The organism is Reyranella sp. (assembly GCF_052439685.1).
Lineage (GTDB): Bacteria > Pseudomonadota > Alphaproteobacteria > Reyranellales > Reyranellaceae > Reyranella.
Window position 1 is genome coordinate 1 of record NZ_JBQVQG010000019.1, and the last position, 24949, is coordinate 24949.

The window sequence follows — 24949 nt, forward strand, 5'->3', positions numbered from 1 at the left end:
GGCCTGGGTCGGCCGGTCGCCCGTGACGGGCGCCGGCGGGCGCACGCCGAGATTGACCGGCGGCAGGGGCTGGGGCGGCACCGGCTTGGGCTGGGCCGCGGGCGGCTGCGGAGGCGCCGCGGGCGGGGGCGGTTCCGGAGCCTTGGGCTGCTCGAACGAGACGGTGATCGCCTCCTCGACCGGCGGCGCGGGCGGCTTCTGATGGGCCAGCCACCACAGGGCCGCCGCCACGAGCGCGTGCAGCAGAATCGCCAGCGCGAGCGCGACGGGAGAGATGCGGTCTGACCGGTAGGAGAAGGCGCTGACGGCGTGGGCCACGAGGCGGTTCTACAGCTTTTTACCCCGATGCACGGCGTCCTCGGAGCGAGGGGGCGGGCCTGCGGCTACCCGGGACCGGGGCAGGCGCTAACCTACAGAAAAGCGCCGGGCTGATCCTGTGGTTTCTTGTCCTCTATATAGGTGGAATTGCGGTCGGACTGCGGCCGTCAGCGCCTCTCGGCAGGCCCCGCCCGGCTGACCGGGCGGGGCTCTCTTGCCGAAGTTACTTGAACGAGATCGGCGGGGCGTCGTCGACAGACGGCGGTGCCTGGATCTCGATCGTCACCTTGCTGGGATCGACGCCGGTGCCCTTATCGAGGCTCGAGGTGACCATGCCGGGAAAGGCGATGACCAGCGCGACCATGATGACCTGGATACACACGAACGGCACCGCACCCCAATAGATCTGCGCCGTCGTGACGCCGTCCATCAGTTTGCCCGTCACCTTGTCGACATAGCTCCCTTCGGGGGCGACCGACCTCAGGTAGAACAGAGCGAAGCCGAAGGGCGGGTGCATGAACGACGTCTGCATGTTCACGCCCAGCAGCACACCGAACCATATGAGATCGATGCCCAGGGCTTCCGCCGGCTTGGCCAGCAGCGGGATGATGATGAAGGCCAGTTCGAAGAAGTCGAGGAAGAAGGCCAGGAAGAAGATCAGGATGTTGACGGCGATGAGGAAGCCGACCGCGCCGCCGGGCAACCCCAGAAGCAGATGCTCGACCCACTGATCGCCGTTCACGCCGTAGAAGCTCAGGCTGAAGACGCGCGCGCCCACCAGGATGAAGATGACGAAGGCGGTGAGCTTGGCGGTCACGTCCATCGCTTGGCGCAGCAGGGCGAAATCCAGGCGGCGGTTGGCGAGCGCCAGAAGCACGGCGCCCGTGGCTCCCATCGCTCCGCCCTCGGTCGGGGTCGCGAGGCCGATGAAGATCGTGCCCAGCACCAGGAAGATCAGCGCCAGCGGCGGCATCATCACGATGACGACCTGCTGGGCCAGCCGACTCAGCAGTCCGAGGCTGAAGGCGCGATTGGCGACGGCCAGCACATAGGCGGTCAGGCCCGACAGCGACGCGGCCCAGATCCCTTCCCAATGCAGCACATGCGCCAGCACCAGGCTGCCGGCCACGACGCAGGCCACGAGTACGACCAGGGACGTATAGCCGGCGCTCCCATTGTCTTCCTTGAGCTGGCGGGCCTCCGGCGGCAGCGCCGGCGCCACGCCGCGCGTGAAGATCGTGCGCGAGAAGACGTAGCCGACATACAGTCCGGTGAGGACGAACCCCGGAATGATGGCGCCCTTGTACATGTCGCCGACCGACCGGCCGAGCTGGTCGGCCAGGACGATCAGCACGATGCTGGGCGGAATGATCTGGGCCAGGGTGCCCGAGGCCGCGATGACGCCGGATGCGAGTTTCCGGTCGTAGCCGTAGCGCAGCATGATCGGCAGCGAGATCAGGCCCATGGAAATCACGGACGCCGCCACCACGCCGGTCGTCGCCGCCAGCAACGCGCCGACGAACACGACCGCATAGGCCAGGCCGCCGGGCAGCGGCCCGAACAGCTGGCCGATCGTGTCGAGAAGATCCTCCGCCATGCCGGAGCGTTCGAGGATCAGTCCCATGAAGGTGAAGAACGGGATTGCCAGCAGGGTCTCGTTCTCGATCACGCCATAGAGACGATTCGGCAGCGCCTGCATCAGGTTGGGCGTGAACAGGCCCAGTTCGATGCCAACGATTGCGTAGAGCAGTCCCAGCGCGCTCAACGAAAAGGCGACCGGGTAGCCGAGGAGCAGGAAGAAGATCAGCGACACGAACATGATCGGGGCCATCTCGGCCTTGACCCAGCCCGCGAGCACGCTTTGCGGTGCGAAGAAAGAGGACACCACCAGCGCGGCGATGAAGATGAGGAAGAGATAAAAGATCCCGCGGAGAATTTTCATGGTGCGGGCCTCAGTGCGAAGACGGTGCGGTGCGCGGGTCGACATAGACCCCAAGCATCACGCCCACCTGTTTGATGATCTCCGAAATGCCCTGCATCATCAGCAGGACGAAGCCGACGACCATCATCAGCTTGACCGGCCAGCGGACCAAGCCGCCGGCATTGCTGGAAAGCTCGTTGATCCGCACCGACTCCAGGAAGTAGGGCCAGCAGAAATAGATCATGATCAGGCACAGCGGCATGAGGAAGAAGATATGGCCGAACAGGGCGATGCGCTGGTTGGCCCTGTCGGACAGATGGCTGGCGATGATGTCGATGCGGATGTGTTCCTTGCGCAGGAGCGCGTAGCCAGCGCACCCCATGAACACGGCGGCGAACATGTACCACTGGAGTTCGAGCCAGCCGTTGGAACTGATGTTCAGGAATTTGCGAGAAATGGCGTTCAGGGTGCTGACCAGCACCATGATGAGGATCAGCCAGTACAGCGAACGCCCAACGAATTCCGTGATGCGGTCGATCGCTGCACTCAGTTTGAGAAGTGCCGCCATGTCTCGAAGCCCCCCTGTCCTCGCTTTATTTTTTTGTCAGACCCGATTCATTCTAATGCCGTTTTTTACCTATGCCAGAAAATCCGAAGGGCAGAACTGCCAATTCCGCCGGCCGGTCGCGCCCAGCGCAACCGACCGGTGTGCGGCTTAGAAGAAAATCACAGTGAGCAGCACGAACAGCGGCAAGAGAATGCCGCACGACCAAGCCATGTAGCCGAAAAAGCTGGGCATCCGGATCCCGGCTTCCTCGACGACGGCCTTGACCATGAAGTTGGGCGCATTGCCGATGTAGCTGTTGGCGCCCATGAACACGGCGCCGCAGGAGATGGCCGCCAAGGTGCTGGCGAGGGCGCCCATCAGCACGTTGGGATCGCCGCCGGCCAGGTTGAAGAAAACGAGGTAGGTCGGCGCATTGTCGAGGAAGCTCGACAGGATGCCTGTCAGCCAGAAATACCAGACGTCGTTGGGCTGGCCGTCGGGGCCCGTCACCAGCGCGACCAGCGGGGCCAGCACGCCGTCCTTGCCGGCCCGCAGGATGGCCAGCGCCGGCGCGATGGTGATGAAGATGCCGGCGAACAGCTTGGCGACTTCGAGCATGGGGGCCCAGCTGAAGCCGTTTGCGGAACGCGACGCCCGCGAGGTGAGTCGCAGCGACAGGAAGCAGATTGCCACCAGGACCAGGTCGCGCATGACGTTCTGCAGCTCGAGCGGAACGTGGAAGACCGTAAACTGGATTCCGGGTTTCCAGGTGCCACTGGCCAGCACTGCTCCGACGATCGCTGCCAGCAGGACGATGTTGACGCCGCCCTCGATCCGCACCGGGGTCTCTGGCGTCGGGTCGGGCTTCGGACGGCCTTCCTTGCGGTACCAGTAGCTGTCGAGGGCGTAGAATACCGCCAGCAGGATCAGGGCGCAGACCAGCATCTCCGAGAACAGGTGTTCGGTCGTCCAGAAGAAGCTCACGCCCTTCAGGAAGCCCAGAAACAGCGGCGGATCGCCGAGTGGCGTCAGTGCGCCGCCGATGTTCGACACCAGGAAGATGAAGAAGACGAAGACGTGGATCTTGTGCCGGCGGTCGTCGTTGGCGCGGATCACCGGGCGGATCAGCAGCATCGAGGCCCCGGTCGTGCCCATCCAGCCCGCAAGCACCGTGCCGATCGCCAGCAGGGCCGTGTTCATCGACGGCGAGCCGTGCAGGTTGCCCTTGATGTGGATGCCGCCGGTCACGGTGAAGAGCGCCGTCAGCAGGACGATGAAGGGGATGTAGTCGAGCAGCAGCAGGTGGACGACCTCGTAGACGGCGGTCGGGACACCGTGAATCAGCGCGAACGGGATGACGATCAGTGCCGCCCAGAGGGCGGAAACCTTGCCGAAATGGTGATGCCAGAAGCTCGGCGCGGCGAGCGGCATGATCGCGATCGACAGGAGGATGCCGGCGAACGGGATCATCCAGACGAGGCCGAGATGGCGTCCGTCGATGGCGGGGGCGTCGGCTCCGGCCGCCAGTGCCGGCAGCGCGAAGACGAAGGTGAGCAGGCCGGGAAGGAGGTGTCGGAGTTTCATCAGCCCACGTAGGTTGCAGTGACACCGCCGTCGACGGTCAGGGTATGGCCGTTGACGTAGCTTGCGGCAGGAGAAGCGAGGAAGATAGCCGCGCCGGCGATTTCCGACGGGTCGGCCCAGCGCTTCGCCGGGCAGCGTAGCCGCATCCGTTCCCCGGCGGCTGAATCGATCAGCGCCTCGTTGGTCTCGGTCGCGAAGAAGCCGGGCGAGAGGGCGTTGGAGGTGACGCCGGTGGCGCCAAGCTCGGAGGCGAGCGCCCGGGCAAGGGCTTCGAGGCCGGCCTTGGCGGCAATGTAGGAGGAAGCGCCGGGGGCGGCGAGCGTCGCGGCGATCGAGGTCACGAGAATGAGACGTCCCCAGCCGCGCTCGACCATGCCCGGTACGAGCTCGCGGATCAGCGCCTGTCCCGCGCAAAGATCAGTGTCGACCAGGCGAGCGAAATCGTCCGGCTCGATCTCGGCGAAGGGGCGCCGGTCGCGCTCGCCGACATTGTGGATCAGAATGTCGACCGGCCCGGCCGCGGCGAGGGCCCGCTTCATGGTCGCGCGATCGGCCATCTCGAACACGACCGCGTCGGTCGCCCGGCCGGCGGCGCGCAGCTCGGCCACGCGCGGTGTCAGCCCGTCCTGCGAGCGGCCATGCAACAGCACCCGGGCACCGGCTTCGGCCAGGCCCTTGGCCATCTCCCAGCCCAGACCGCGCGCCGATCCGGTGATCAGCGCGGTGCGGCCGTCGAGGCGGAATTTCTCCGGGAAGGTCGACATGTGTCGGTGCATTCGGCTATTGCGGCAGCCGACTTAGCTATGGATTCGCATATGCTGCAACTCCCTAACGTGATCGGCCATCGCGGCGCCATGGCCTACGCGCCGGAAAACACGCTGGACTCGTTCCGCGAAGCCCGTCGGCGTGGGGCCAGCTGGGTGGAGATCGACGTCAAGCTGACGGCCGACGGCGTGCCCATCGTCCTGCACGATTCGTCGCTGAAACGGACGACCGGGGTCGACCGGCTGGCGTCCGAGCTGCGCGCGTCCGAGCTGCCGCCCTCGGTGCCGACCTTCGAACAGGCGATCGCCTGCTTCGGCGAACTGGGCCTGGGCTGCAATGTCGAGATCAAGCCATGCGAGGGGCGCGAGGCCGAGACCGCGCGGGTCACGGTCGAGACCCTGCGCCGCCTGTGGCCGGCAGCGCTGCCGGCACCGCTGCTGTCGAGCTTCAAGGACCCGTCGCTCGCCGCCGCCCGCGAGGCGGCGCCGGAATTTGCGCGCGCACTGCTGATCGACGAGGTCAAGGATGACTGGCGAGCGCGCGCCGAAGCGGTGGAGGCGGCCGGCATCAACACCAACGGCAAGCGCCTGACCGCCGTCCGGGCGGTCGAGATCCGCAAGGCCGGCTACGTGCTGAGCGTCTACACGATCAACGACGGGGACGTGGCCCGGGCACTGGTCGCGATGGGCGTGCAGTGCGTCATCAGCGACGCGCCGGACGTGATCCTGGCGGCCCTCCAGTAGGTTCGACCATTTGGGGGTTGCGCTCGGTGCGCAGTCTTGGTGTTCTGTCATCAGACCGCAATAAAACCGACACATCACAGTCGTGCGGCCCGCCGATACATCGCCGGGGATTTTTCTGGGAGGTTTGTTCGATATGACACGGATTCTACTGTCGTCCGTCGCGGCCGCGGCGGTGCTCGCGAGCGCGTCTGCCGCGTTCGCACAGACCGAAATCCAGTGGTGGCACGCCATGGGCGGCAACCTGGGCGAAACGGTCAATGCCCTCGCCGAGGGCTTCAACAAGTCGCAAAGCGAATACAAGGTGAACCCGGTCTACAAGGGGTCCTACACCGAGACCCTGACGGCCGCGATCGCCGCCTTCCGCGCCAAGCAGGCGCCGCACATCGTGCAGGTCTTCGAGGTCGGCACGGCCAACATGATGGCCGCCAAGGGCGCCGTCTATCCGGTCTACCAGCTGATGGCCGACGCCAAGGAGCCGTTCGATCCCAAGGCCTATATCGGCCCGGTCTATGGCTATTACTCGACGCCGGACGGCAAGCTCCTGTCGATGCCGTTCAACTCCTCGACGCCGGTCCTCTACTGGAACAAGGAGCTGATGCAGAAGGCGGGACTCGATCCCAACAAGCCGCCGAAGACCTGGCCCGAGTTGGGCGAGATGGCGAAGAAGGCGGTCGCTGCCGGGGCCAAGTGCGGGTTCACGCCGCAATGGCAGACCTGGACGATGATCGAGAACTACGGCGCCTGGCACAATCTGCCGTACGCCACGAAGGACAACGGCTTCGGCGGTACCGACATCGAGCTGAAGTTCAACGACCCGGCCCGCGTCAAGTTCATCCAGATGCTGGCCGACTGGACCAAGGACAAGACGTTCGTCTACGGCGGTCGCGAGGGCAAGTCGACGGCGCTGTTCACCGCCGGTGACTGCGTATTCCACATCGCCTCGTCCGGTTCGGCCGCGGGCATCGACAAGGCGCTGGGCGGCACGAGCAAGTACGGTATCGGCATGATGCCCTATTCGCCCGACGTCATCGCCAAGCCGCAGAATTCGATCATCGGCGGCGCCACCCTGTGGGTGCTGCAGGGTCGTCCGGCCGCCGAGTACAAGGGCGTTGCCAAGTTCCTGACCTACCTCGCCAGCACGCCGGTGCAGGCTAAGTGGCACCAGGAGACGGGCTACGTGCCGATCACGATGGCTGCCTCCGAGGCGACCGAGAAGGAAGGCTTCTACAAGAAGTTCCCGGGCCGCGAAGTGGCCGTCCAGGAGCTGACGCTCAATCCGCCGACGGCCAATTCCAAGGGCCTGCGCATCGGTAACTTCGTGCAGATCCGCGACATCGTCGACGGCGAGCTCGAGAACGTCTGGTCGGGCAAGAAGGACGCGAAGACTGCACTCGACGACGCCGTGAAGGCGGGCAACGAGCAGCTCAAGCGCTTCGAAGCCGCCAATAAGTAAAGCCTTGCCGTTGCTTTCCCCCTACGGTCCTTCGGACCACCTCCCCCGCAAAGCGGGGGAGGCTGGGAGGGGGAGGGCCACGGACTAGCTCGATGGAAAAACGCGTCACCTTCAACTCACGCTGGCTGCCCTACCTTCTGCTGGGGCCGCAGTTGATCATCACGCTGGTCTTCTTCTTCTGGCCCTCGGGGCAGGCGATGTACCAGTCGGTGCTGATCGAGGATGTCTTCGGCGGCAATTCGAAGTTCGTCTGGTTCGAGAATTTTGCCCAGCTCTTCCGCGATGACAGCTACGCCCACTCGGCGCAGCTCACCGTGGTGTTCAGCTTCCTGGTCGCCGCCATCGGGCTCGGCTTCTCGCTGCTGCTGGCCGTAATGGCCGATCGCGTGATCCGCGGGGCCACGGCCTACAAGACCTTCCTCGTCTGGCCCTACGCCGTGGCGCCGGCCGTTGCCGGCGTCCTGTGGGGCTTCCTGTTCAATCCCTCGGTCGGCATCGTCGCCTGGATGCTCCAGGGCATCGGCATCGAATTCAACTATGTGATCAATGGCAATCAGGCTCTGCTGCTGGTGGTGATCGCCGCGGTGTGGAACCAGATCAGCTACAATTTCCTGTTCTTCCTGGCCGGCCTTCAATCGATCCCGAAGTCGCTGATCGAGGCGGCGGCGATCGATGGCGCGGGCCCCGGCCGCCGGTTCTGGGACATCATCTTCCCGCTGCTTTCGCCCGTCGGCTTCTTCCTGCTGGTGATCAATATCATCTACGCCTTCTTCGGCACCTTCGGTGTGGTCGACGCGTTGACCAAGGGCGGGCCAGGGCATGCCACCAACATATTGGTGTACAAGGTCTACAACGATGGCTTCCGCGGCCAGGACCTGGGAGGCTCGTCGGCCCAGTCGGTGATCCTGATGATCGTGGTCATCGCGCTCACCTTCGTGCAGTTCCGCTTCATCGAGCGCCGGGTGCACTACTGATGGTCGAGAACCGGCCCTTCCTCACCGTGCTCAGCCACCTCATCGTGCTTCTCGGGCTGGCGATCATAGCCTTCCCTGTGTGGATGACGTTCGTGGCCTCGACGCACAGCCAGCAGACCATGCTGCAGTCGCCCATCCCGCTGCTGCCCGGCCCGCATCTGATCGAGAACTACACAAAGGTGCTGACCGAGGGGTATGGCCGGGTCGGCAGCACGCCGGTGATGATGACGCTGACCAACAGCCTGATCATGGCGCTGGGCGTAGCCATCGGGAAGATCGCCATCTCGATCACCTCGGCGTTTGCCATCGTCTATTTCCGATTCCCCGGGCGGATGTATTTCTTCTGGGCGATCTTCGTCACGCTCATGCTGCCGGTCGAGGTGCGCATCGTCCCGACCTACGGGGTCGTGGCTTCGCTGGGCATGCTCGATTCCTATGCGGGCCTCATCATTCCGCTGATCGCCTCGGCGACGGCGACGTTCCTGTTCCGCCAGTTTTTCCTGAGCGTGCCCGACGAACTCACCGAGGCCGCGCGGGTCGACGGCGCGAGCCCGATGCGCTTCTTCTGGGACATTCTGCTGCCGATGAGCCGGACCTCGATCGCGGCGCTGTTCGTGATCCAGTTCATCTACGGCTGGAACCAGTATCTCTGGCCGCTGCTGATCACCACCAAGGAAAGCTATTACACCGTCGTCATGACGGTCTCGCGCCAGGCCAACGTGGTCGATTCGGTGCCGAGCTGGAACCTGCTGATGGCCATGGCGATGCTCGCCATGCTGCCGCCGGTTCTGGTCGTCGTGTTCATGCAGCGCCAGTTCGTACGCGGCCTGGTCGAAACGGAGAAGTAGGACCATGGCGCAAGTCCATCTGCGCGGCGTCAGGAAGAGCTATGACAAGCTCGAGGTCATCCACGGCGTCGACATCGAGATCGCCGACGGCGAGTTCGTCGTCATCGTCGGCCCCTCGGGCTGCGGCAAGTCCACCCTGCTGCGCATGGTGGCGGGGCTGGAACGCATCACCGGCGGCACGATCGCGATCGGCGACAGGGTGGTCAACGAACTGGAGCCCAAGGATCGCGACATCGCGATGGTGTTCCAGAACTACGCGCTCTATCCGCATTTCAGCGTCTACGAGAACATGGCCTATGGGCTGAAGATCCGCGGTCTGTCCAAGGCCGAGATCGACGTGCGCGTCCAGAAGGCCGCCAAGATCCTCGAGCTAGGGACGTTCCTGCAGCGCAAGCCGCGGCAGCTTTCGGGCGGCCAGCGCCAGAGGGTCGCCATGGGCCGTGCCATCGTGCGCGAGCCGGCCGTGTTCCTGTTCGACGAACCGCTGTCCAACCTCGATGCCAAGCTGCGCGTGCAGATGCGGCTCGAGATCAAGCGCCTGCAGCGCGAGCTCGACGTCACCTCGATCTACGTCACCCACGACCAGGTCGAGGCGATGACGCTCGCCGACCGGCTGATCGTCATGAACGCGGGCGTCGCCGACCAGATCGGCACGCCGATGGACGTCTACGAGCGGCCGGCCTCCGTCTTCGTGGCGGGCTTCATTGGATCGCCGGCCATGAACTTCCTGGCGGGCAAGGTGGTCGAAGGCAGCCGGTCGATCGAGCTGGCCGGCACCGGCGCGGTCCGGATCGTCCTGCCGATCGGCCTTCCCACCACAGCCGCGGCCGGGACGCCCGTCGCGGTCGGCATCCGGCCAGAGCATCTGCATCCGGCTGCCGATGGCCCGCTGGAGTTCGAGATCGAGTTGGCCGAGCCGCTGGGCGCCGATACCCTGCTGCACGGCCGTTTCGGCGAGGCGCGCGAGCTCGTCACCGTCCGCCAGGGCGGTCACATCCTCGCCAAACCCGGCGAGAAACTGCGCTTCAAGGCCGAGCCCGGACATCTCCACCTGTTCGATTCGCAGACCGGCAAACGCATCCCCGACGCGGTATGACACGCGGCATGACACTCTGGGCCCGCATTGAGCACGAGGGGCGTGCACGCATCGGCACCATCGACGGTGACCTCGTTCGCCTGCACGAAGGCACCATCTTCGATCCCGGCCCGCCGACCGGCGAGGCCGTCGCTGCGACCGACGCGCGCTGGCTCACGCCGACCGAGCCCAGCAAGATGGTGGCGCTGTGGAACAACTTCCGTGCCGCCGCCGAGAAGAACGGCTGGGCGATCCCGGTCGAGCCGCTCACCTTCCTGAAGGCGCCGAACAGCTTTGCCGCCCACGGCCAGACGATCCCCGTGCCGAGATCCTATGGCGGCCGCGTCGCCTACGAGGGCGAGCTGGGCGTCGTGATCGGCCGGACCTGCTCGGCCGTGTCGCCGCAAGAGGCCGCCGGCCATATCCTCGGCTACACCTGCGTGAACGACGTCACGGCGATGGAACTGCTGCAGCGCGACCCGTCCTTCGCGCAATGGACGCGCGCCAAGAACTTCGACGGCTTCGGCGTGTTCGGCCCGGTCGTCGCGACCGGCCTCGACCCCGCGTCGCTCACGGTCCGCACCCTGATCAACGGCCGGGAACGCCAGAACTACCGGGTCGACGACATGATCTTCCCCCCGGCCGAACTGGTCAGCCGCATCTCGCAGGACATGACCCTCGTGCCGGGCGACATCATCGCCTGCGGCACGTCGCTCGGCGTGCTGCCGATGAAGGCCGGGACCGTGGTCGAGATCGCGATCGACGGCATCGGCACGCTGCGCAACCGGTACGGGTGAGAGGTTCGACGGTCGGGTGTTCAGGCTTTCGTGAGGCGGCGGCCGGCGGTGGTCAGGCAGGCGCCCCGAAGCTCCTTCAGTTCCAGCCAGCCATGGGACGCCGCATGGCTGAACGCCGCCCCGGTGGCCGCGTCTTGCTTCAGGTCGAGGCGGCGTATGACCGTATCCATGGGCACCCAGTGCATGGGGCGGCCACGGGTATAGATATGCATGTCCCGGACGATCTTGCGGGCGAGAGACTCGGCAGGGTTGAGCATTCGCATACTGTGACAGGTCGGTCCGCCTGCCGCATCCGCCAAGTGGACGGGTTCTCTTCGAAGAACGGGCAATGACCCCGGCGCGAACTCTCAGGTATTGTCGCGAAGGGAAGGGTGCTTTCACTCTTTCGGTGCCGGCGATGCGCGCTCGCCGCTGGCCGGTCTGTCGACCGAGGTTGGTTGAAAATGCCGGCTGCCTCCGCAATATCGGCCAGATGACACGGCACGGCAGGCTGCGGACAAAGGAAGAACTCGGCATTCCCAAGTGGATGACTGCGGTCGAGGGATCGGTCGACGATCCGCCGATCGTGATGCGACAGGATCGGATGAAATATTCTGCGTGGTTCCTGGGGGGCTGCTCCCTGCTCGCCTTCATCCTGCTGGTTCCCGAGGTCAGATATTCCACTGGGACAATCGTGGGCCTCAGTTTTCTGGGGGTCTTAACCGCGTTTTTCGGCTTGATGGCGGCTATCCCCCGCCACACTCGTCCTCGATTCCGAAGGGCTGGAGTGGCGCCTCCTTTTTCGGACAATCCGGTTTGGCTGGGACGATTTCAGGGGATTCTACACCGACCGGAGCCGGGGTCTCATCATGCGCGTGAACGGCGACATGTCGGAAGCCTTTGTGGCGAGATCCGGACGGCTGGGCGGCCTCGCTCGAAAGTTGGACCTCGGCAGCTTCTGGGAGCTGCCGGCGGCGCGTGTGGTCGAAGTGCTGAACGAGGCGCTGGTGCGATGGGGGACGCGGTCGTGAATCCCATCCGCTTGTTCATGCGGAAGCGGTATGTAGCCGTAAGTCTGATCGCGGCTGAGTGCGTTCTGATCAGCATGACCGTCGCCGTGGCGGACGATCGACCCTCCTTGCCGTCTAGAATTCCGCTCTCGGTACATTTGACCGCCGTGTTCGGCGTCGTGGCTGGCTGTGCGATCCTCATCGGAGCATTCTACTTCTTGCGAGCGATCTTCCGGTTTGTCTGGTCGCAGCGGGGGCGGGCGTCGGCCAGCCCGTGGCATATGACGTTCAGCGCCCGTGAATACTCGCAGGAAGGCCGCTTGCTTTTCGCGGGCTCTCTCAAGGATCTTGGGAGATGCGGCTGGATGCTGGTCCTTGCTGTCGGGGCGATCGTGGGCCTGAATCGTCAGTAGCAAGCCCCGACCAGTTGCTTGGACATGCCGAACGCCGGAGCCTTATTGACGAGGGCGGTTGGGTATCGTTGGGATCCGGTCGTTGTTTTCGCCGGCTTGTCTTCGCCACTCATGAGGGCCGTCGGCCTTGCCGCCTGCCACCCCTTCGCGGGTTCGCGGCATCTCGCGGATTCCAGGCTGAGTTTATGTTCACTAAGCAGAATCGATTGGATAAGTGAAACCATGCTGTTCTGTACTTACAACATCCATTACGGCGTCGGCGCCGACGGCAAGTACGACGTGGCCCGCATCGCCGACACGGTGGCAGAGGCCGACATCGTCTGTATCCAGGAAGCCGTCTCCGGTTGGCCGCAGAATGCCTTCGCCGACCAGACCGCCGAGATCGCCTCCCGGCTCAACCGCTATCACTGGTACCACGGCGCCATGGAGTCCGACGCCAGCGAGGTCGGTCCCGACGGGCGGATCGTCAACCGCCGCCGCAGCTTCGGCAATGCCGTGATCTCGCGCTGGCCGATCGTGTGGGCGCGCGGCCATCTCCTGCCCAAGACGCAGCTCGTCGACCGCTTCGACCTGCAGCGCGGCTTCGTCGAGGCGTCGATCGAGACGCCCGCAGGACCGTTGCGCGTCTACAGCGTTCATCTCAGCCACGTCGGCCCGCAGCAGCGCCTGCCGCAGGTCCGCGCCCTGATGGAGACGGTGCTCAACGCAGAGCGCATCGGCGCGACATGGGACAGCGCCGCAGGCTCGACCTTCATGTTCCAGGAGCGGCGCCCTGACGTGTCGCGGTCTGCCATCCTCGCCGGCGACTTCAACTTCACGCCCGACCATCCCGAGTATCCGCTGGTCTGCGGCGAGACCAGCTACTACGGCCGCCTCGGCACGACGATGCACCTGGCCGATGCCTGGATTGCCGCTGGCAACAGCGAGGAGGAGGTGGAGTCCTTTCCGCGCGAGGGCCGCATCGACCACGTCTTCGTCACCCACGATTTGGCGCCGAAGGTGAAGAAGGCGTGGATCGGCTACGGCATCGTCGCGTCCGACCACTGGCCCGTCTTCGTCGAGTTCGATCTCTAGCCGGTCGCGCAGCCGTCAGCGCAGCTCGAACGGGTAGATCACCTTCCAGTCGTTCTTCATGTCGACGAGGGTCCAGTGGCGGCGCAGCGCTTCGTCCCACGCCTTGTCGAGCTGGCCGACCAGCGAGGGGCGATCGTAGGCATATTCGCGGACGGCGTCGGTATGGTGCACGAGGCCCATGAAACGCGCGCCGCTGCCGGCCGCGGTCCATTCGAGCATCTGCTGGTCGCCGTCGGAATTGCCGAAGGCGAAAACCGGTCGCCGGCCGATGAACTGGTTGATTCCTTCCGGCTTGCCGGGGCCGTCGTCGATGAACTGAATCCTGGGCTCTTTCAGCAGGACAGGCGTACCGTCCGGCCTCAGTTCGTACCGCGTCATGCCCGACGAGCCCACGACCTGCTCCGGCGGGATGCCGTAGACCCGCTCCGTCCACGGCCGCATGAAGTCGATGCCGCCGCCGGACACGATGAAGGTCTTGAACTGATGGGCGCGCAGCAGGGCCAGCAATTCGAGCATCGGCTGGTAGACGAGGTCGGTGTAGGGACGATTGAAGCGCGGATGGCGGGCGGTTGCCAGCCAGTCCGTCACCGCCTTCGCGAAGGCCTCCGTCGTCAGGCCGGTATGCGTCGCCGCGATGATCTGGAGGAAGCCTTTTTCGCCCAAGGCTGCCAGGGCGGCCCGGTCATCGGCCAGCACCGACCGGAAGGGCTCCTGCGTGCGCCATTCGGGATGCTGAGGCGCCATCGCCTTCACGCGATCGACGGCGAAGGCGATCTGGACGTAGATGGGCTGCTCCGTCCATAGCGTGCCGTCATTGTCGAAGCAGGCGATGCGCTCCGGCACCGGGATCCAGTCCGGCCCGCCCGGCGTCGTCGTGCGCGCGATGAAGTCGAGGATCGACCGCTTCACCGGCCCGTCGTTCCAGGAGGGTAGCCCGTCGGCCTGCGCGAAACCCGGCCGGACCGTGCTCCCGACCGCAGCCGCCCCGGCGGCGGCCGCCATCCCCATCATCAACGATCGACGCTTCATCGCAGGCTCCAGAATGTCGCGGCGATCCTACTTCGTCAGTCGTTCCGACGCGACACGGACACGGCCGCTGCGGCGCGCCTTGTCGAGCGCTTCGTGATCGCGCTCGGTCTGCCGCGCATAGGCGAGGGAAAATTTGGCGAAGGCCTCGTCGAGGGCGGCGCTGTTGCCGCAATAGCCGGCAATGGCGGCGGCATCGCCCGACTTCGCATGAGCCAGCGCCAGGGCCCAGCCGCACAGCGCGCAATATTCCTGGAAGCCGGCGACGCCTCTGGCGTTCCCTTCCTCCATTTCGATGCCGCCCTTCATGTCGGCGAGCTGGCGTACATAGAAATGCCGGTCGTTCAGCTGCCCCCAACCCAGGAAGATATCGGGCGATCCCTGGATCATGCGTTGGCCGACCACGACGCGGCGGCCCTGGTTCTCGAACGGCATCCGGTAGTCGGAGTGGGCCGCCAGCACGGACGGCTGGGCCTGCTTCACTTGCAGGAAAAGCGGATCGTCGCCGTCGTTGCCCATGAGCAACACGACCCAGCAGCCGGTGCCGACACTGCCGACGCCGACGACCTTGCGCGCGACATCGACGATGCGATAGCGCGACAGGAGGCGGCGGCGATCGTAGGTCAACGACTCGAGATACGAATTGAGCATGGCATCCAACGCCTGCTCGATGGGAATCCCGCCCTCGGTGTGGCTCTCGCGAACCACGAGGGGAATGGATTCGACGATGCGATGCTCCCCGTCAACGAACTCGGCCAGCTTGCCGAGAACGCGCTGGTGTCCCTTGTCGCGGGCCTTGGCGATCAGTTTCCGGGCGTTCTTGCGCGCCGTTGGCGACAGGCCCGAGAGCACCGCGTGCTCGTCGATCCTGTCGTACCAGGTGGCGAGATGACCCATCTCGGCATAGCGGGCGATGTGCTCGCGATACGACCTCACGGTTTGCTCCGCAGCCTCCGCGGCCTGTTGCTTGTCGCCGCCCATGAAGCGCACGGCGACGGCGGCGCTGGCCGTGAGGCGCTTGAGATCCCATTCCCAGGCGCCGGGGAAGACCTCGTCGAAGTCGTTGATGGCGAACACCAGTTCGCGCTCGGCCGAGCCGAAGACGCCGAAGTTGGAGACATGCATGTCGCCGCAGGCGTTCACCTGCAGGCCGGTCACGGGCGTCGTGGCGAGGTCCGACGCCATCACCGCGGCCGAGCCGCGCAGGAAGGCGAAGGGCGAGGCCAGCATCCGCGCGAAGCGCACCGGCACGAGCTTCTGGGCACGAGTGAGGTTCTGCGCCTCGAGAATCGCAACGGGATCGGGTCGATCGCCGCTCTCGCGAAAGAGGGCATGGGTTTCGCGCGGCACCACCTTGCGGAGGCTCTTGCCGACCGCCTTGCGTTCGCTCACCGACCGTCTCGGCGCGGCGAACAGGCCGAGCGTCTCGCCGGGCGAAGCCGAGATCATACGGTTGAAAGGCGCATCGATGTCGGGTCGCGCGGCTGCCGTGCTCATGTCGAAACTCCAGGCGGCCCGTCGCCGCGTCTGCCAGACTAACCCAAGGAGGGATGCGCGAAGTGGCGACGTCGATACGGATTGCGCATCGAGCATTTCGCGGCCACGCCGAACCGGCGTAGAATTCGCGCTCACGCACAGGGAGATGGAAATGGGCACCAAGATCCGGACCACCGCGGGACGCGGTCGGCTTTACGACAATGTGCTCGACACGATCGGCGACACGCCCTGCATCCGCATCAACGCCCTGGCGCCGAAGGGTGTCACGATCTACGTCAAGGCCGAGGCCTTCAATCCCGGCGGTTCGGTAAAGGACCGCCTGGCCGTCAACATCATCGAGGCGGCGGAGCGCAAGGGCACGCTGAAGCCCGGCCAGACCGTGGTCGAGGCGACCAGCGGCAATACCGGCATCGGGCTTGCCATGGTCTGCGCCCAGAAGGGCTATCCGCTGGTCGTCACCATGGCCGACAGTTTCTCGATCGAGCGGCGCAAGCTGATGCGCATGCTGGGTGCCAAGGTCGTGCTGACGCCGCGCGCCCAGAAGGGGCTCGGCATGTACCAGAAGGCCGTCGAACTCGCGAAGGCCAACGGCTGGTTCCTGGCCCACCAGTTCGAGACCGACGCCAACGCCGAGATACACGAGGCCACGACGGCGCGCGAAATTCTGGCCGACTTCCAAGGCAGCCGGCTCGACTATTTCGTGAGCGGTTACGGCACCGGCGGCACGGTGACCGGCGTGGCGCGGGTGCTGCGCAAGGAGCGGCCGGAGACGAAGATCATCCTGACCGAGCCCGCCAATGCCCAACTCGTGGGTAGCGGCAAGCCCCAGGAGCGGGCTGCCGACGGCTCGCCCTCGGTCAGCCACCCCGCCTTCGAGCCGCACCCGATCCAGGGTTGGACGCCGGATTTCGTGCCGCTGGTGCTGCAGGAAGCCATCGACAAGAAATATTTCGACGAGCTCCTGCCGGTCGTCGGGGCCGATGGCATCAAATGCGCGAAAGCGCTGGCGCAGAAGGAAGGCATCTTCACCGGCATTTCCGGCGGCTCGACCTTCGCCGTGGCGCTTCAGGTGGCGGAGAAGGCCGCGCCCGGTTCCGTCATCCTCTGCATGCTGCCCGATACCGGGGAGCGCTATCTAACGACGCCGTTGTTCGAGGGCATCATCGACGACATGGACGAGTCCGAGATCGCCATCTCGAAGTCGACGCCCGGCTATCAGATGGGATGATCGCGGAAGCATCATCGTCATCTCGACGGGAGCGGATCCTCGGAAGCCTCGGGGCAGGCTCCGTCACGTAGCGGAGAGATCTTCTCTCTACGAATAGCCGGCAAATCGTAGTGCGAAGGTCTCTCCACTCCGCCGAGCTGCGCTCGGCTACCGTCGAGACGACGGAGCTTTCTTAGTTACTCCCGGTTCGTGAACCGGGCGTTGCCCAGGCCGGTGCCGATCGTCATCACGCCCCAGTGCTTGACGTCCTTCATGTTCGGCACTTCGCTCAGCCCCTGAACGACGGCGTCGTTGTGGATCTGGATGAAGATCTCGTGACCGTCGATCTTGGGAAGATGGGCGGAGAGGGCAGCCGCGAGATTGAAGGATTTGCCTTCCCAGTTGCCAGGCAGGTTCTGTCCGCCCTTGAGAATCGATCCATGTTCGTCGATCAGGCCGGGGCACCCTATGCCCATGAACGGCGCGAGCTTGATCTTCTCATGCTTCGCCCGGTCGATCAGCTTGTTCAGCATCGCGGCGATTTTTTCGATGGCTTCGTCGCGGTCCGGTTCGTCGTTGGCATGGCGCCAGACCTGGCGCTTCCACACGTCCGCTTCCCCGACGTCGCCGCGCTTGTCCGAATTGAGCTCGACCACGCCCACCCGCACATTGGTACCGCCGATGTCGACGGCCAGGATGGCGTCGTGTCCGGCCATCACCCAGCTCGGCGCGAGGTGCACGGCACCGATCAGGCCCGCTTCGTCGGGATCGTTCTCGATCGCGTGCAGTTCGATGGTCACGCCCTCGGCGGCCAGCATGATGCTGGCGCGTCCCATGGCGAGTTCGCCGATTCGGCTGCCGATCATGCCCCCGCCGATGACGATGCGCTCGGTGTCCTTCCACGAACCCAGTCGCAGGAAGCGGCGCACCACCGTCGCAAGCTCGCCCGCGAACTCCTCGACCACGGTATGCACGAGCCCGGCAGAGACGGGATCGCCGGCGTTGAGCATCTTGTCGAGCTTCGACTTCGAGATTTCTTCCATCGGCACGTCGCCGAACGGGTCCTCGCCGCGCTCCTTCAGCCGTTCCCGCCAGTCGGCGAGTATGGCCTGGAAGGCACGCCGGCTGGCGCGGTCTCCCACGAATCCCTCGTCGTCGCGCAATTCCTCGTTATAGGTATCGACGGTGACCGAAGGCAGGACACGGCCGCCATGGACGAATACGGAAGGAGCCTCGGCGGGTTCCACGGCAGATGCCGCTGTTTCGGTCTTGGTCCGGGCGCTCATGCGCATCTCCCCCTGTAAGGCACCTTGAACGGCCGACGAGGGAAGAAAGTTCCTCGACCATCTTTCCACGCACAGGCTGCGGCAGGACGGCGTGGCAACACCGAGGCACGCTCTGCGTTACGCCAGAGATGAAACTCTTCAAGTGCCAGGCCTGCCAACAGATCCTGTATTTCGAGAACGATGTCTGTGTGAAATGCGGACACAAGCTCGGATACGTCCCCGACGTCGCGACCCTTTCGGCGCTGGAGCCGGAGGGCGAGTTGTGGCGCGCCTTGGCCTCGCCCGACCTGCTCTACCGCTTCTGCGCGAACGCCCAGCACGCCGCCTGCAACTGGCTGGTGGAGTCGACGTCCCCGGAAACCTTCTGCCTGTCCTGTCGGCACAACAGGACGATCCCGGACCTGACGATCGCCGACAACCTGGCCCACTGGCAGAAGCTCGAGATCGCCAAGCACCGGCTCTTCTATTCACTGCTTCGCCTCAAGCTCCCGCTACCGACCAAGATCGAATCGCCGGAGAATGGGCTCGCCTTCGACTTCCTCGCCGAACTTCCGATGGCCAATGCCCCCCGCGTCATGACCGGTCACGACAACGGGCTCATCACGATTGCGCTTGCCGAGGCCGACGACGCGGTGCGCGAGCAGAACCGCGTCGCCATGCACGAGCCCTACCGGACTTTGCTCGGCCACTTCCGGCACGAGATCGGTCACTATTACTGGGACCGGCTGGTGCGCGACGGTGGCGAGCTGGAGGCCTGCCGGCAGCTCTTCGGCGACGACAGCCAGGATTACGGACAGGCGCTGCAGGCGCACTATGCCAACGGCGCACCACCCGACTGGCAGGCGAATTTCGTCAGTCACTACGCCAGTTCGCATCCGTGGGAGGATTTTGCCGAGACCTGGGCGCACTACATGCACATCGTCGACACGCTCGAGATCGCCCGGGCTTTCGGCCTGACGGTCCAACCGCGCCTCGCCAAGGGAGACGAACTCGACGCGACCATCGATTTCGATCCCTATCGCGCGGCCGAGATAGGCCAACTCATCGACAGCTGGATGCCGTTGTCGCTGGCGCTCAACAGCCTCAACCGCGCCATGGGACAGTCCGACCTTTATCCCTTCGTGCTTTCGGCGCCGGTGATCGAAAAGCTCGGCTTCATCCACCGACTCATCCACCCGGCGTAGCGCGCTGCCCTCAGCGATGCTGGTGCTGGCGGTAGTGATCGGCCAGCGCATCGTGCCCGAAATCCGCAGCGAGGTCCCGCCAGACCGCGTGAATGTGGTTGGCGCCGTTCTGGGTATTGTCGAATTCGATCAGTGTTGCCGGCCCGTGCACGCGGAAATAGTGCGCCTCGCCCGGCGTCAGGGATCCGGCCCAGGCGAAGCGGAAGGCGGCAAAGCCTTGTTCCTGGACCCGCTGCTTCTGCCGGGTCAGCAGGTCAGCCGCGAGCGTACCGAGGAAGCGGTCCATCAACGCCTCGACGAGGGTGAGCTGGGCAGCCGTCATCTCGCCGAGCAGCAGACCCCGGGGCGCGCCGAGATCGCGCTCGCGTTGCGGGCTTGCCACGATCTCGCCGAACGACCTGTCGGCGATGGTCGCGGCCTTGCGCTGCTGCTCGTCGAGGCCTGCCATGATCTGCCGTGCGAGGTCTTCGGAGGCACCAAGCAGGCGGAAGCCGCGATGGGGGCCGTCGCGCACCGCAGCGGGATGGGCTCCTGTGAAGAACGGCGTCACCGCGACATGGCCAGCGGCGGGCAAGGCCACGTTCAGCGACAGGTGATGGCCCTCGAAGCGCCAGCCCCAGGGAAAACGGCCCGGCGTGCCGAACACCGACACATGGTAGCGGTCGGGATCGCGGAAGCTGCCCTGCTGCTCGCGCAGGACGCCTTCGAGCAGACGCACGCCATCGAGAAGGTCGAGTCCGCGCTGGTTCAGCACCGAGGCGACGAGCGCGCGGGCGGCATCGGCCTGGTCGGCTCGCATTTCGCCCAGAGCGAGGCCCGAGCGGCTGCGCGGGATGTAATGCCAGTCGAGACGGTTGCCCGAGTCGAAAGCGATCATCGCCTTCCGGCGTTGGCCGTCATCGAGGGCGCTGAGGAAGTGTGTGGCGGCGCCGGCAATGCGCTGGGCGGCATCGACCGTCTGGCCGCTTGCGCTGCCAAATGGCAGCAGGGCTGCCGCCGCCAGCACGGTCCGCCGGGTCGGCGGGCCGTGACGATGGTGGTGGGGATGGGGCTCGTCGTGCGGATGCCAGCCGTCGTGCGGCATGGCCGGCCCGTCAGGTCGAGGTCTTGGGATATTTCAGGGTGCAGCCATAGGCGCGGGTCGAGGCGTCGGCGACCTGCTTGCCGGACAGAACCTGGTCCAACGCCACGCGGACATACTGCGTCGCCTTGGGAATGTCGGCAGTGCTCGAAGAGGGGATCGAATCGATGCCGCCCTTGTAAGCCAGGATGCCGTTGGCATCGATGATGTACATGTGCGGCGTCACGGTGGCGCCATAGGCGCGCGCGACCTTGCTCTGCGGGTCGAGCAGCACGGCGGCGGGCGCCGCATTGCGGCTCTTCGTGAGGTCGTTGGCCTGCGTGGCCGTCACATGGCCCTGCTCGCCGGTGGCGGAGGAGGCGACCGTCAGCCAGACGACACCCTTCGCGGCGGCTTCGCGCTGCTGGTCCTGCATGTTGTTGGACGTGTAGTGCTTGCGCACATAGGGGCAGTCGTGATTCGTCGTCTCGAGCACGACGACCTTGCCCTTGAGGTCGGCCAGCGACCAGCTCTTGCCGTTGCTGTCGACGGCACTGAACTGCGGCGCGGGATTGCCGATGTCGGGACTCGAGGTGGCGAAGGCTGCGGCGGGGGCGAGGGCGAGTGCGGCGCCACCGATCATCAGGGAACGACGGGGAACGTTCAGCTTCGACATGACTGCCTCCTAACGCTTGGCTTGCTGGATTGACGACAACTCCGACAGGATCAGCGACTCGGTGAGGACCTGCGGCAGGATCTTCGGCCGATCCGCCCCCGGCGCCCAGAACAGGTAGAGCGGAACGCCGGCGCGGCCGAGTTCCTTCAGGACGCCGGTGATTTCGGCATCGCGGTTGGTCCAATCGCCCTTGAGCTTGACCACACCGGCCTGCTCGAACGCCCTCCGGGTGGCAGGCGTCTCGAGCGCCACGCGCTCGTTGACCAGGCAAGTGATGCACCAGGCGGCCGTGAAGTCGACGAAGACCGGCTTGCCCGCGGCGACGGCCTCGGCCATGCGGGCGCGCGAGAAGCGCTCCCAGCCTTCGAAACTGACGCCGGCATTCGGACCGCCCGACGCCGAGGCGGCGGGCGCGGGACTGTCGTCGAGCTTGAGGGTCGCGGCAAAGGCCAGGAGCACGGCGCCGGCGGCGAGCCCGCGACGCACCCAGGTGCCGGCCGATGCGCCGCTGCCAATCCGCAGCAGCCAGATGGCAAAGGCGATCAGGATCATGCCGCCCAGCGCATAGAGCACACCATCGGCGCCGGTCTGCTGGGTCAGCACCCAGATCATCCAGACGGCGGAGGCATACATCGGGAAGGCGAGAAACTGGCGCAGCCGGTCCATCCATGGGCCGGGGCGCGGCATCAGCCGCTGCAGCGCGGGCGTCATCGATAGCGCCAGATAGGGCAAAGCGAGGCCGAGACCCATGGCCAGCAGTACTGCGACCGTGGCGGGCGCGGGCTGGCTGAGCGCAAAGCCGAGCGCGGCGGCCATGAACGGCGCGGTGCAGGGCGTCGCCACGATCACCGCCAGCACGCCGGTGAAGAACGCGCCGGTCGTGCCGCCGCGGGAGACCAGACCCTGGCCGACGCCGGCCAGGCGGCCGCCGACCTCGAACACGCCGGAGAGGTTGAGGCCGACCACGAAGAACAGATAGGCGATCAGCAGCGAGAAGACCGGCGACTGGAACTGGAAACCCCAGTTCACTTCGCCCGCGGTGGAGCGGATCGCGATCACGATACCCGCCATGGCGGCGAAGGAGGCGAGGACGCCCGCCGTGTAGGCGAACCCGTCGCGGCGCATCTCGCTGCGCTCATGGCCGGCGAGGCGCGCGAAGGCCGCCGCTTTCATGGCGAGGACCGGGAAGACGCAGGGCATCAGGTTGAGAATCAGTCCCCCCAGCAGTGCGAAGGCCAATGCCTGCAGCAGCGAAAGCTGCTCGGCGCCCACGGCATTCGCGAGCGATCCGGTGGCGGCCGGCACGAACGCCGGATCAAGCTTGGCCGAGACGTCGAAGGCCTGCTTCACGTTGCCGTCGGCAGTCTTCTCGGTGAGCACCAGCGTGCCGGAGAGATCGGCGGTCATCGTGGTCTTGGCATCGCCCTTCTTCAGGGGGATGCGGATGCCCTCGGGCGTCACCGTGGCAGCCTGTTTGGCCATGGTAGCGACGGGCCCCCATTCGGCCGGGAAGAAATAGACGTCGCCCACCGCGTCCGGCTTCAGGCCCTTGGCCTCGACCAGCAGAGTCGGGTCACCGGTCTTGGACAGGCCATAGCGGGCAGGCCACGGGCTGGCCGTCGGGATCGCACGGCGCGCCTGTTCGAACAGGGTGCGCGTGGCGTGCGGCGCCGGCATTGCGGCCGCGCCCGCGGGCAACGTCAGCTCGAACTTGCCCTCTTCGGGGATGCAGACATCCTCGCAGACCAGCCAGTTGGCCTCGGCGGCCAAAGTCATCGGCCCCGCGAGATCGGCCGGCGGCGTGATGCGCACCAGCAGCATGGACTCGTCCTTGAAGCCGTAATTGATGACGCCGCCGATATCGAACAGGGTCGGGGCCGGCCAGACGATCGGATCGGCCTTGGCGCCGTCGGGCAGCTTCCACGAAATCTCGGTCGGCAGGCCCGATTCGCCCGGATTCTTCCAGTAAGTATGCCACTTGGGACGCATCGTCTGGCGCAATCCGACCCAGAACGGCTCGCCGGGCTTAACCGTCGCGACCTCGGAGACGAGCTCAGACCGCACATTTTCGGTCGTCACGACCGCCGTCTGCTCAGGCGAAGCCTGCGCAGAAGCCGCCGGGGCAAAAACCGGGCCCGCCATGAGCACGAGCAGAAGGGCGAGGAAACGTGCCATCAGCTTCTTAAGTGACCTCGGGGCGTGGCGCTTGCAAGGCAATCCGGATCAAGCCGGCGTGATATTTTGCCCGGCCCCTCGCGAACGAATAAGCTCTTGGTTCGACTGGAGAATTCATGTTGCGACTGAATGAAAGGCGCCTGCTCGGCGCGCTCGACGAGCTGGCTTCCATCGGCGCCATCGAGGGCGGCGGCTGTGCGCGGCTGGCGCTGACCGACGAGGACAAAGCCGGCCGCGATCTGGTCGTAGGCTGGATGAAAGCGCTCGGACTCGCCGTGACGGTCGATGCGATCGGCAACGTGATCGGCGTGCGCGCCGGCACCGAGAACCTCGCACCGGTCATGACCGGCAGCCATATCGACACCGTGCGTACCGGCGGACGCTACGACGGCAATTTCGGCGTGCTCGCCGGATTGGAGGTCGTACGGGCGCTGAATGAGGCCGGCGTGACGACGCGCCGCCCGATCGCGGTCGCCATCTTCACCAACGAGGAGGGCGCGCGCTTCCAACCCGACATGATGGGCAGCCTGGTCTATGTCGGCGGCCTCGGCCTCAACGAAGCCTATGCCGCTTCCGACAAGGACGGTGCCTCGGTCGGCGACGAGCTGCGCCGCATCGGCTATCTCGGGCCTGCAAAGCCCGGTGCGGTGAAGCCGCATGCCTTCGTCGAGCTGCATATCGAGCAGGGACCGATCCTCGATGAGGAGAAGGTCCGGATCGGCGTCGTCGAGAGCGTGCAGGGCATCTCGTGGACCGAATACACGGTGACCGGCGTCTCCAACCATGCCGGCACCACGCCCATGCGCCTGCGCCGCGACGCGGGCTATCTCGCGGCCTCGGTCAACCTGTTCGCCCGCAAGCTCGCCTGGGAAATGGGCGGCAACCAGGTGGCCACGGTGGGCTCGCTGGCGCTGCGGCCCAACCTCATCAATGTCGTGCCCAACCGCGCGATTTTCTCGGTCGACCTGCGCAACACCGACGAGGCGAAGCTCAAGGAAGCCGAGGCGCGCGTCGCCGCCCACATCGCGGAGGTCGCGAAGGCCGAGCGGGTCGAGGTCGAGGCGAAGGTGCTGGCGCGCTTCGAGCCGGTGATCTTCGATTCCGCTCTGGTGGATAAGGTCGAACATCATGCCAAGGCGATGTCACTCACCACGCGGCGCATGCCGTCGGGCGCCGGCCACGACGCCCAGATGATGCAGCGCCTGTGCCCGACGGCGATGATCTTCGTGCCGTCGGTGGCGGGCCTCAGCCACAACGTGAAGGAGCATACCGAAGCGGCCGATCTCGCGGCCGGTGCACAGGTGCTGCTGAACCTGATGCTGGAACTGGCCGGGTAG

Annotated in this window: 22 protein-coding genes and 2 pseudogenes; 12 read left to right on the forward strand and 12 right to left on the reverse strand. The window is 65.7% G+C overall.

Features of this window, described 5'->3' with window-relative positions:
- The 5 genes and pseudogenes from ACT6UX_RS21100 to ACT6UX_RS21120 form a co-directional block, all read right to left on the reverse strand.
- A pseudogene (locus tag ACT6UX_RS21100) lies at nt 1-318 on the reverse strand (hypothetical protein); the annotation flags it as partial.
- A 223-nt stretch (nt 319-541) separates the two neighbouring features.
- Nucleotides 542-2149, reverse strand: a complete 1608-nt coding sequence (locus ACT6UX_RS21105) for a TRAP transporter large permease (RefSeq protein ID WP_444777224.1) — start codon at nt 2147-2149, stop codon at nt 542-544.
- Nucleotides 2150-2270: 121 nt separating this feature from the next.
- Nucleotides 2271-2807 (reverse strand): TRAP transporter small permease subunit, encoded by a 537-nt coding sequence (locus tag ACT6UX_RS21110; protein WP_444777122.1) that lies wholly within the window; start codon nt 2805-2807, stop codon nt 2271-2273.
- 147 nt (nt 2808-2954) lie between these two features.
- Nucleotides 2955-4370 (reverse strand): sodium:proton antiporter, encoded by a 1416-nt coding sequence (locus ACT6UX_RS21115; RefSeq protein ID WP_444777123.1) that lies wholly within the window; start codon nt 4368-4370, stop codon nt 2955-2957.
- Nucleotides 4370-5134: an SDR family oxidoreductase gene (locus ACT6UX_RS21120; protein WP_444777124.1), complete on the reverse strand. Its 765-nt coding sequence runs from the start codon at nt 5132-5134 to the stop codon at nt 4370-4372. Before ACT6UX_RS21120 ends, ACT6UX_RS21115 begins: the two co-directional genes overlap by 1 nt.
- 51 nt (nt 5135-5185) lie before the next feature.
- On the opposite strand from ACT6UX_RS21120, the gene ACT6UX_RS21125 reads away from it, so the two are divergent.
- The 6 genes from ACT6UX_RS21125 to ACT6UX_RS21150 all read left to right on the forward strand — a co-directional run bounded on the left by ACT6UX_RS21125 (nt 5186) and on the right by ACT6UX_RS21150 (nt 11025).
- Nucleotides 5186-5878, forward strand: a complete 693-nt coding sequence (locus tag ACT6UX_RS21125) for a glycerophosphodiester phosphodiesterase family protein (protein ID WP_444777125.1) — start codon at nt 5186-5188, stop codon at nt 5876-5878.
- 133 nt (nt 5879-6011) lie between these two features.
- Nucleotides 6012-7331: a sn-glycerol-3-phosphate ABC transporter substrate-binding protein UgpB gene (ugpB, locus tag ACT6UX_RS21130; protein WP_444777126.1), complete on the forward strand. Its 1320-nt coding sequence runs from the start codon at nt 6012-6014 to the stop codon at nt 7329-7331.
- A 92-nt stretch (nt 7332-7423) separates the two neighbouring features.
- The gene (gene ugpA, locus ACT6UX_RS21135; RefSeq protein WP_444777127.1) at nt 7424-8305 is read left to right on the forward strand and encodes a sn-glycerol-3-phosphate ABC transporter permease UgpA; all 882 of its coding nucleotides are present in this window, start codon (nt 7424-7426) and stop codon (nt 8303-8305) included.
- A complete protein-coding gene (gene ugpE, locus ACT6UX_RS21140) occupies nt 8305-9153 on the forward strand; it encodes a sn-glycerol-3-phosphate ABC transporter permease UgpE (protein WP_444777128.1) in 849 nt (282 codons plus the stop codon). The genes ugpA and ugpE overlap by 1 nt, the downstream gene beginning before the upstream one ends.
- 4 nt (nt 9154-9157) lie before the next feature.
- A complete protein-coding gene (locus ACT6UX_RS21145) occupies nt 9158-10249 on the forward strand; it encodes a sn-glycerol-3-phosphate import ATP-binding protein UgpC (RefSeq protein ID WP_444777129.1) in 1092 nt (363 codons plus the stop codon).
- An 8-nt stretch (nt 10250-10257) separates the two neighbouring features.
- Nucleotides 10258-11025 carry a fumarylacetoacetate hydrolase family protein gene (locus ACT6UX_RS21150; protein WP_444777130.1) on the forward strand — a complete coding sequence of 256 codons (768 nt, stop codon included), beginning with the start codon at nt 10258-10260 and terminating at the stop codon, nt 11023-11025.
- Nucleotides 11026-11045: 20 nt separating this feature from the next.
- Here ACT6UX_RS21150 and ACT6UX_RS21155 read toward each other — a convergent pair whose 3' ends face one another.
- Entirely contained in the window at nt 11046-11237 is a 192-nt protein-coding gene (locus tag ACT6UX_RS21155) for a hypothetical protein (RefSeq protein ID WP_444777131.1), read from the reverse strand.
- Nucleotides 11238-11774: 537 nt separating this feature from the next.
- On the opposite strand from ACT6UX_RS21155, the pseudogene ACT6UX_RS21160 reads away from it, so the two are divergent.
- The 3 genes and pseudogenes from ACT6UX_RS21160 to ACT6UX_RS21170 all read left to right on the forward strand — a co-directional run.
- A pseudogene (locus ACT6UX_RS21160) lies at nt 11775-12035 on the forward strand (hypothetical protein); the annotation flags it as partial.
- Entirely contained in the window at nt 12032-12427 is a 396-nt protein-coding gene (locus tag ACT6UX_RS21165; protein WP_444777132.1) for a hypothetical protein, read from the forward strand. The pseudogene ACT6UX_RS21160 and the gene ACT6UX_RS21165, both read left to right, overlap by 4 nt.
- A gap of 222 nt (nt 12428-12649) precedes the next feature.
- Entirely contained in the window at nt 12650-13501 is an 852-nt protein-coding gene (locus ACT6UX_RS21170; protein WP_444777133.1) for an endonuclease/exonuclease/phosphatase family protein, read from the forward strand.
- Between the two features lie 15 nt (nt 13502-13516).
- Here the strand turns inward: ACT6UX_RS21170 and ACT6UX_RS21175 are convergent, their stop codons facing one another.
- Nucleotides 13517-14530, reverse strand: a complete 1014-nt coding sequence (locus ACT6UX_RS21175; RefSeq protein WP_444777134.1) for an HAD family hydrolase — start codon at nt 14528-14530, stop codon at nt 13517-13519.
- A 27-nt stretch (nt 14531-14557) separates the two neighbouring features.
- Entirely contained in the window at nt 14558-16024 is a 1467-nt protein-coding gene (locus ACT6UX_RS21180) for a DUF2252 domain-containing protein (protein WP_444777135.1), read from the reverse strand.
- A 151-nt stretch (nt 16025-16175) separates the two neighbouring features.
- Here ACT6UX_RS21180 and ACT6UX_RS21185 point away from each other — a divergent pair, with 151 nt between their 5' ends.
- Entirely contained in the window at nt 16176-17252 is a 1077-nt protein-coding gene (locus tag ACT6UX_RS21185; RefSeq protein ID WP_444777136.1) for a PLP-dependent cysteine synthase family protein, read from the forward strand.
- Between the two features lie 176 nt (nt 17253-17428).
- Here the strand turns inward: ACT6UX_RS21185 and ACT6UX_RS21190 are convergent, their stop codons facing one another.
- Nucleotides 17429-18517, reverse strand: a complete 1089-nt coding sequence (locus ACT6UX_RS21190; protein ID WP_444777137.1) for an ROK family protein — start codon at nt 18515-18517, stop codon at nt 17429-17431.
- A gap of 128 nt (nt 18518-18645) precedes the next feature.
- On the opposite strand from ACT6UX_RS21190, the gene ACT6UX_RS21195 reads away from it, so the two are divergent.
- Entirely contained in the window at nt 18646-19701 is a 1056-nt protein-coding gene (locus tag ACT6UX_RS21195; RefSeq protein ID WP_444777138.1) for a zinc-binding metallopeptidase family protein, read from the forward strand.
- A gap of 10 nt (nt 19702-19711) precedes the next feature.
- Here the strand turns inward: ACT6UX_RS21195 and ACT6UX_RS21200 are convergent, their stop codons facing one another.
- The 3 genes from ACT6UX_RS21200 to ACT6UX_RS21210 are packed head-to-tail and all read right to left on the reverse strand — an operon-like array spanning nt 19712 to nt 23612.
- Nucleotides 19712-20785: a DUF3500 domain-containing protein gene (locus ACT6UX_RS21200; RefSeq protein ID WP_444777139.1), complete on the reverse strand. Its 1074-nt coding sequence runs from the start codon at nt 20783-20785 to the stop codon at nt 19712-19714.
- Between the two features lie 10 nt (nt 20786-20795).
- Nucleotides 20796-21437, reverse strand: coding sequence for a redoxin domain-containing protein (locus ACT6UX_RS21205; RefSeq protein WP_444777140.1), 642 nt, complete (start codon nt 21435-21437; stop codon nt 20796-20798).
- Nucleotides 21438-21446: 9 nt separating this feature from the next.
- Complete coding sequence (locus ACT6UX_RS21210) at nt 21447-23612, reverse strand: protein-disulfide reductase DsbD family protein (RefSeq protein WP_444777141.1); 2166 nt, start codon at nt 23610-23612, stop codon at nt 21447-21449.
- Nucleotides 23613-23728: 116 nt separating this feature from the next.
- On the opposite strand from ACT6UX_RS21210, the gene ACT6UX_RS21215 reads away from it, so the two are divergent.
- Nucleotides 23729-24949: a Zn-dependent hydrolase gene (locus ACT6UX_RS21215; protein ID WP_444777142.1), complete on the forward strand. Its 1221-nt coding sequence runs from the start codon at nt 23729-23731 to the stop codon at nt 24947-24949.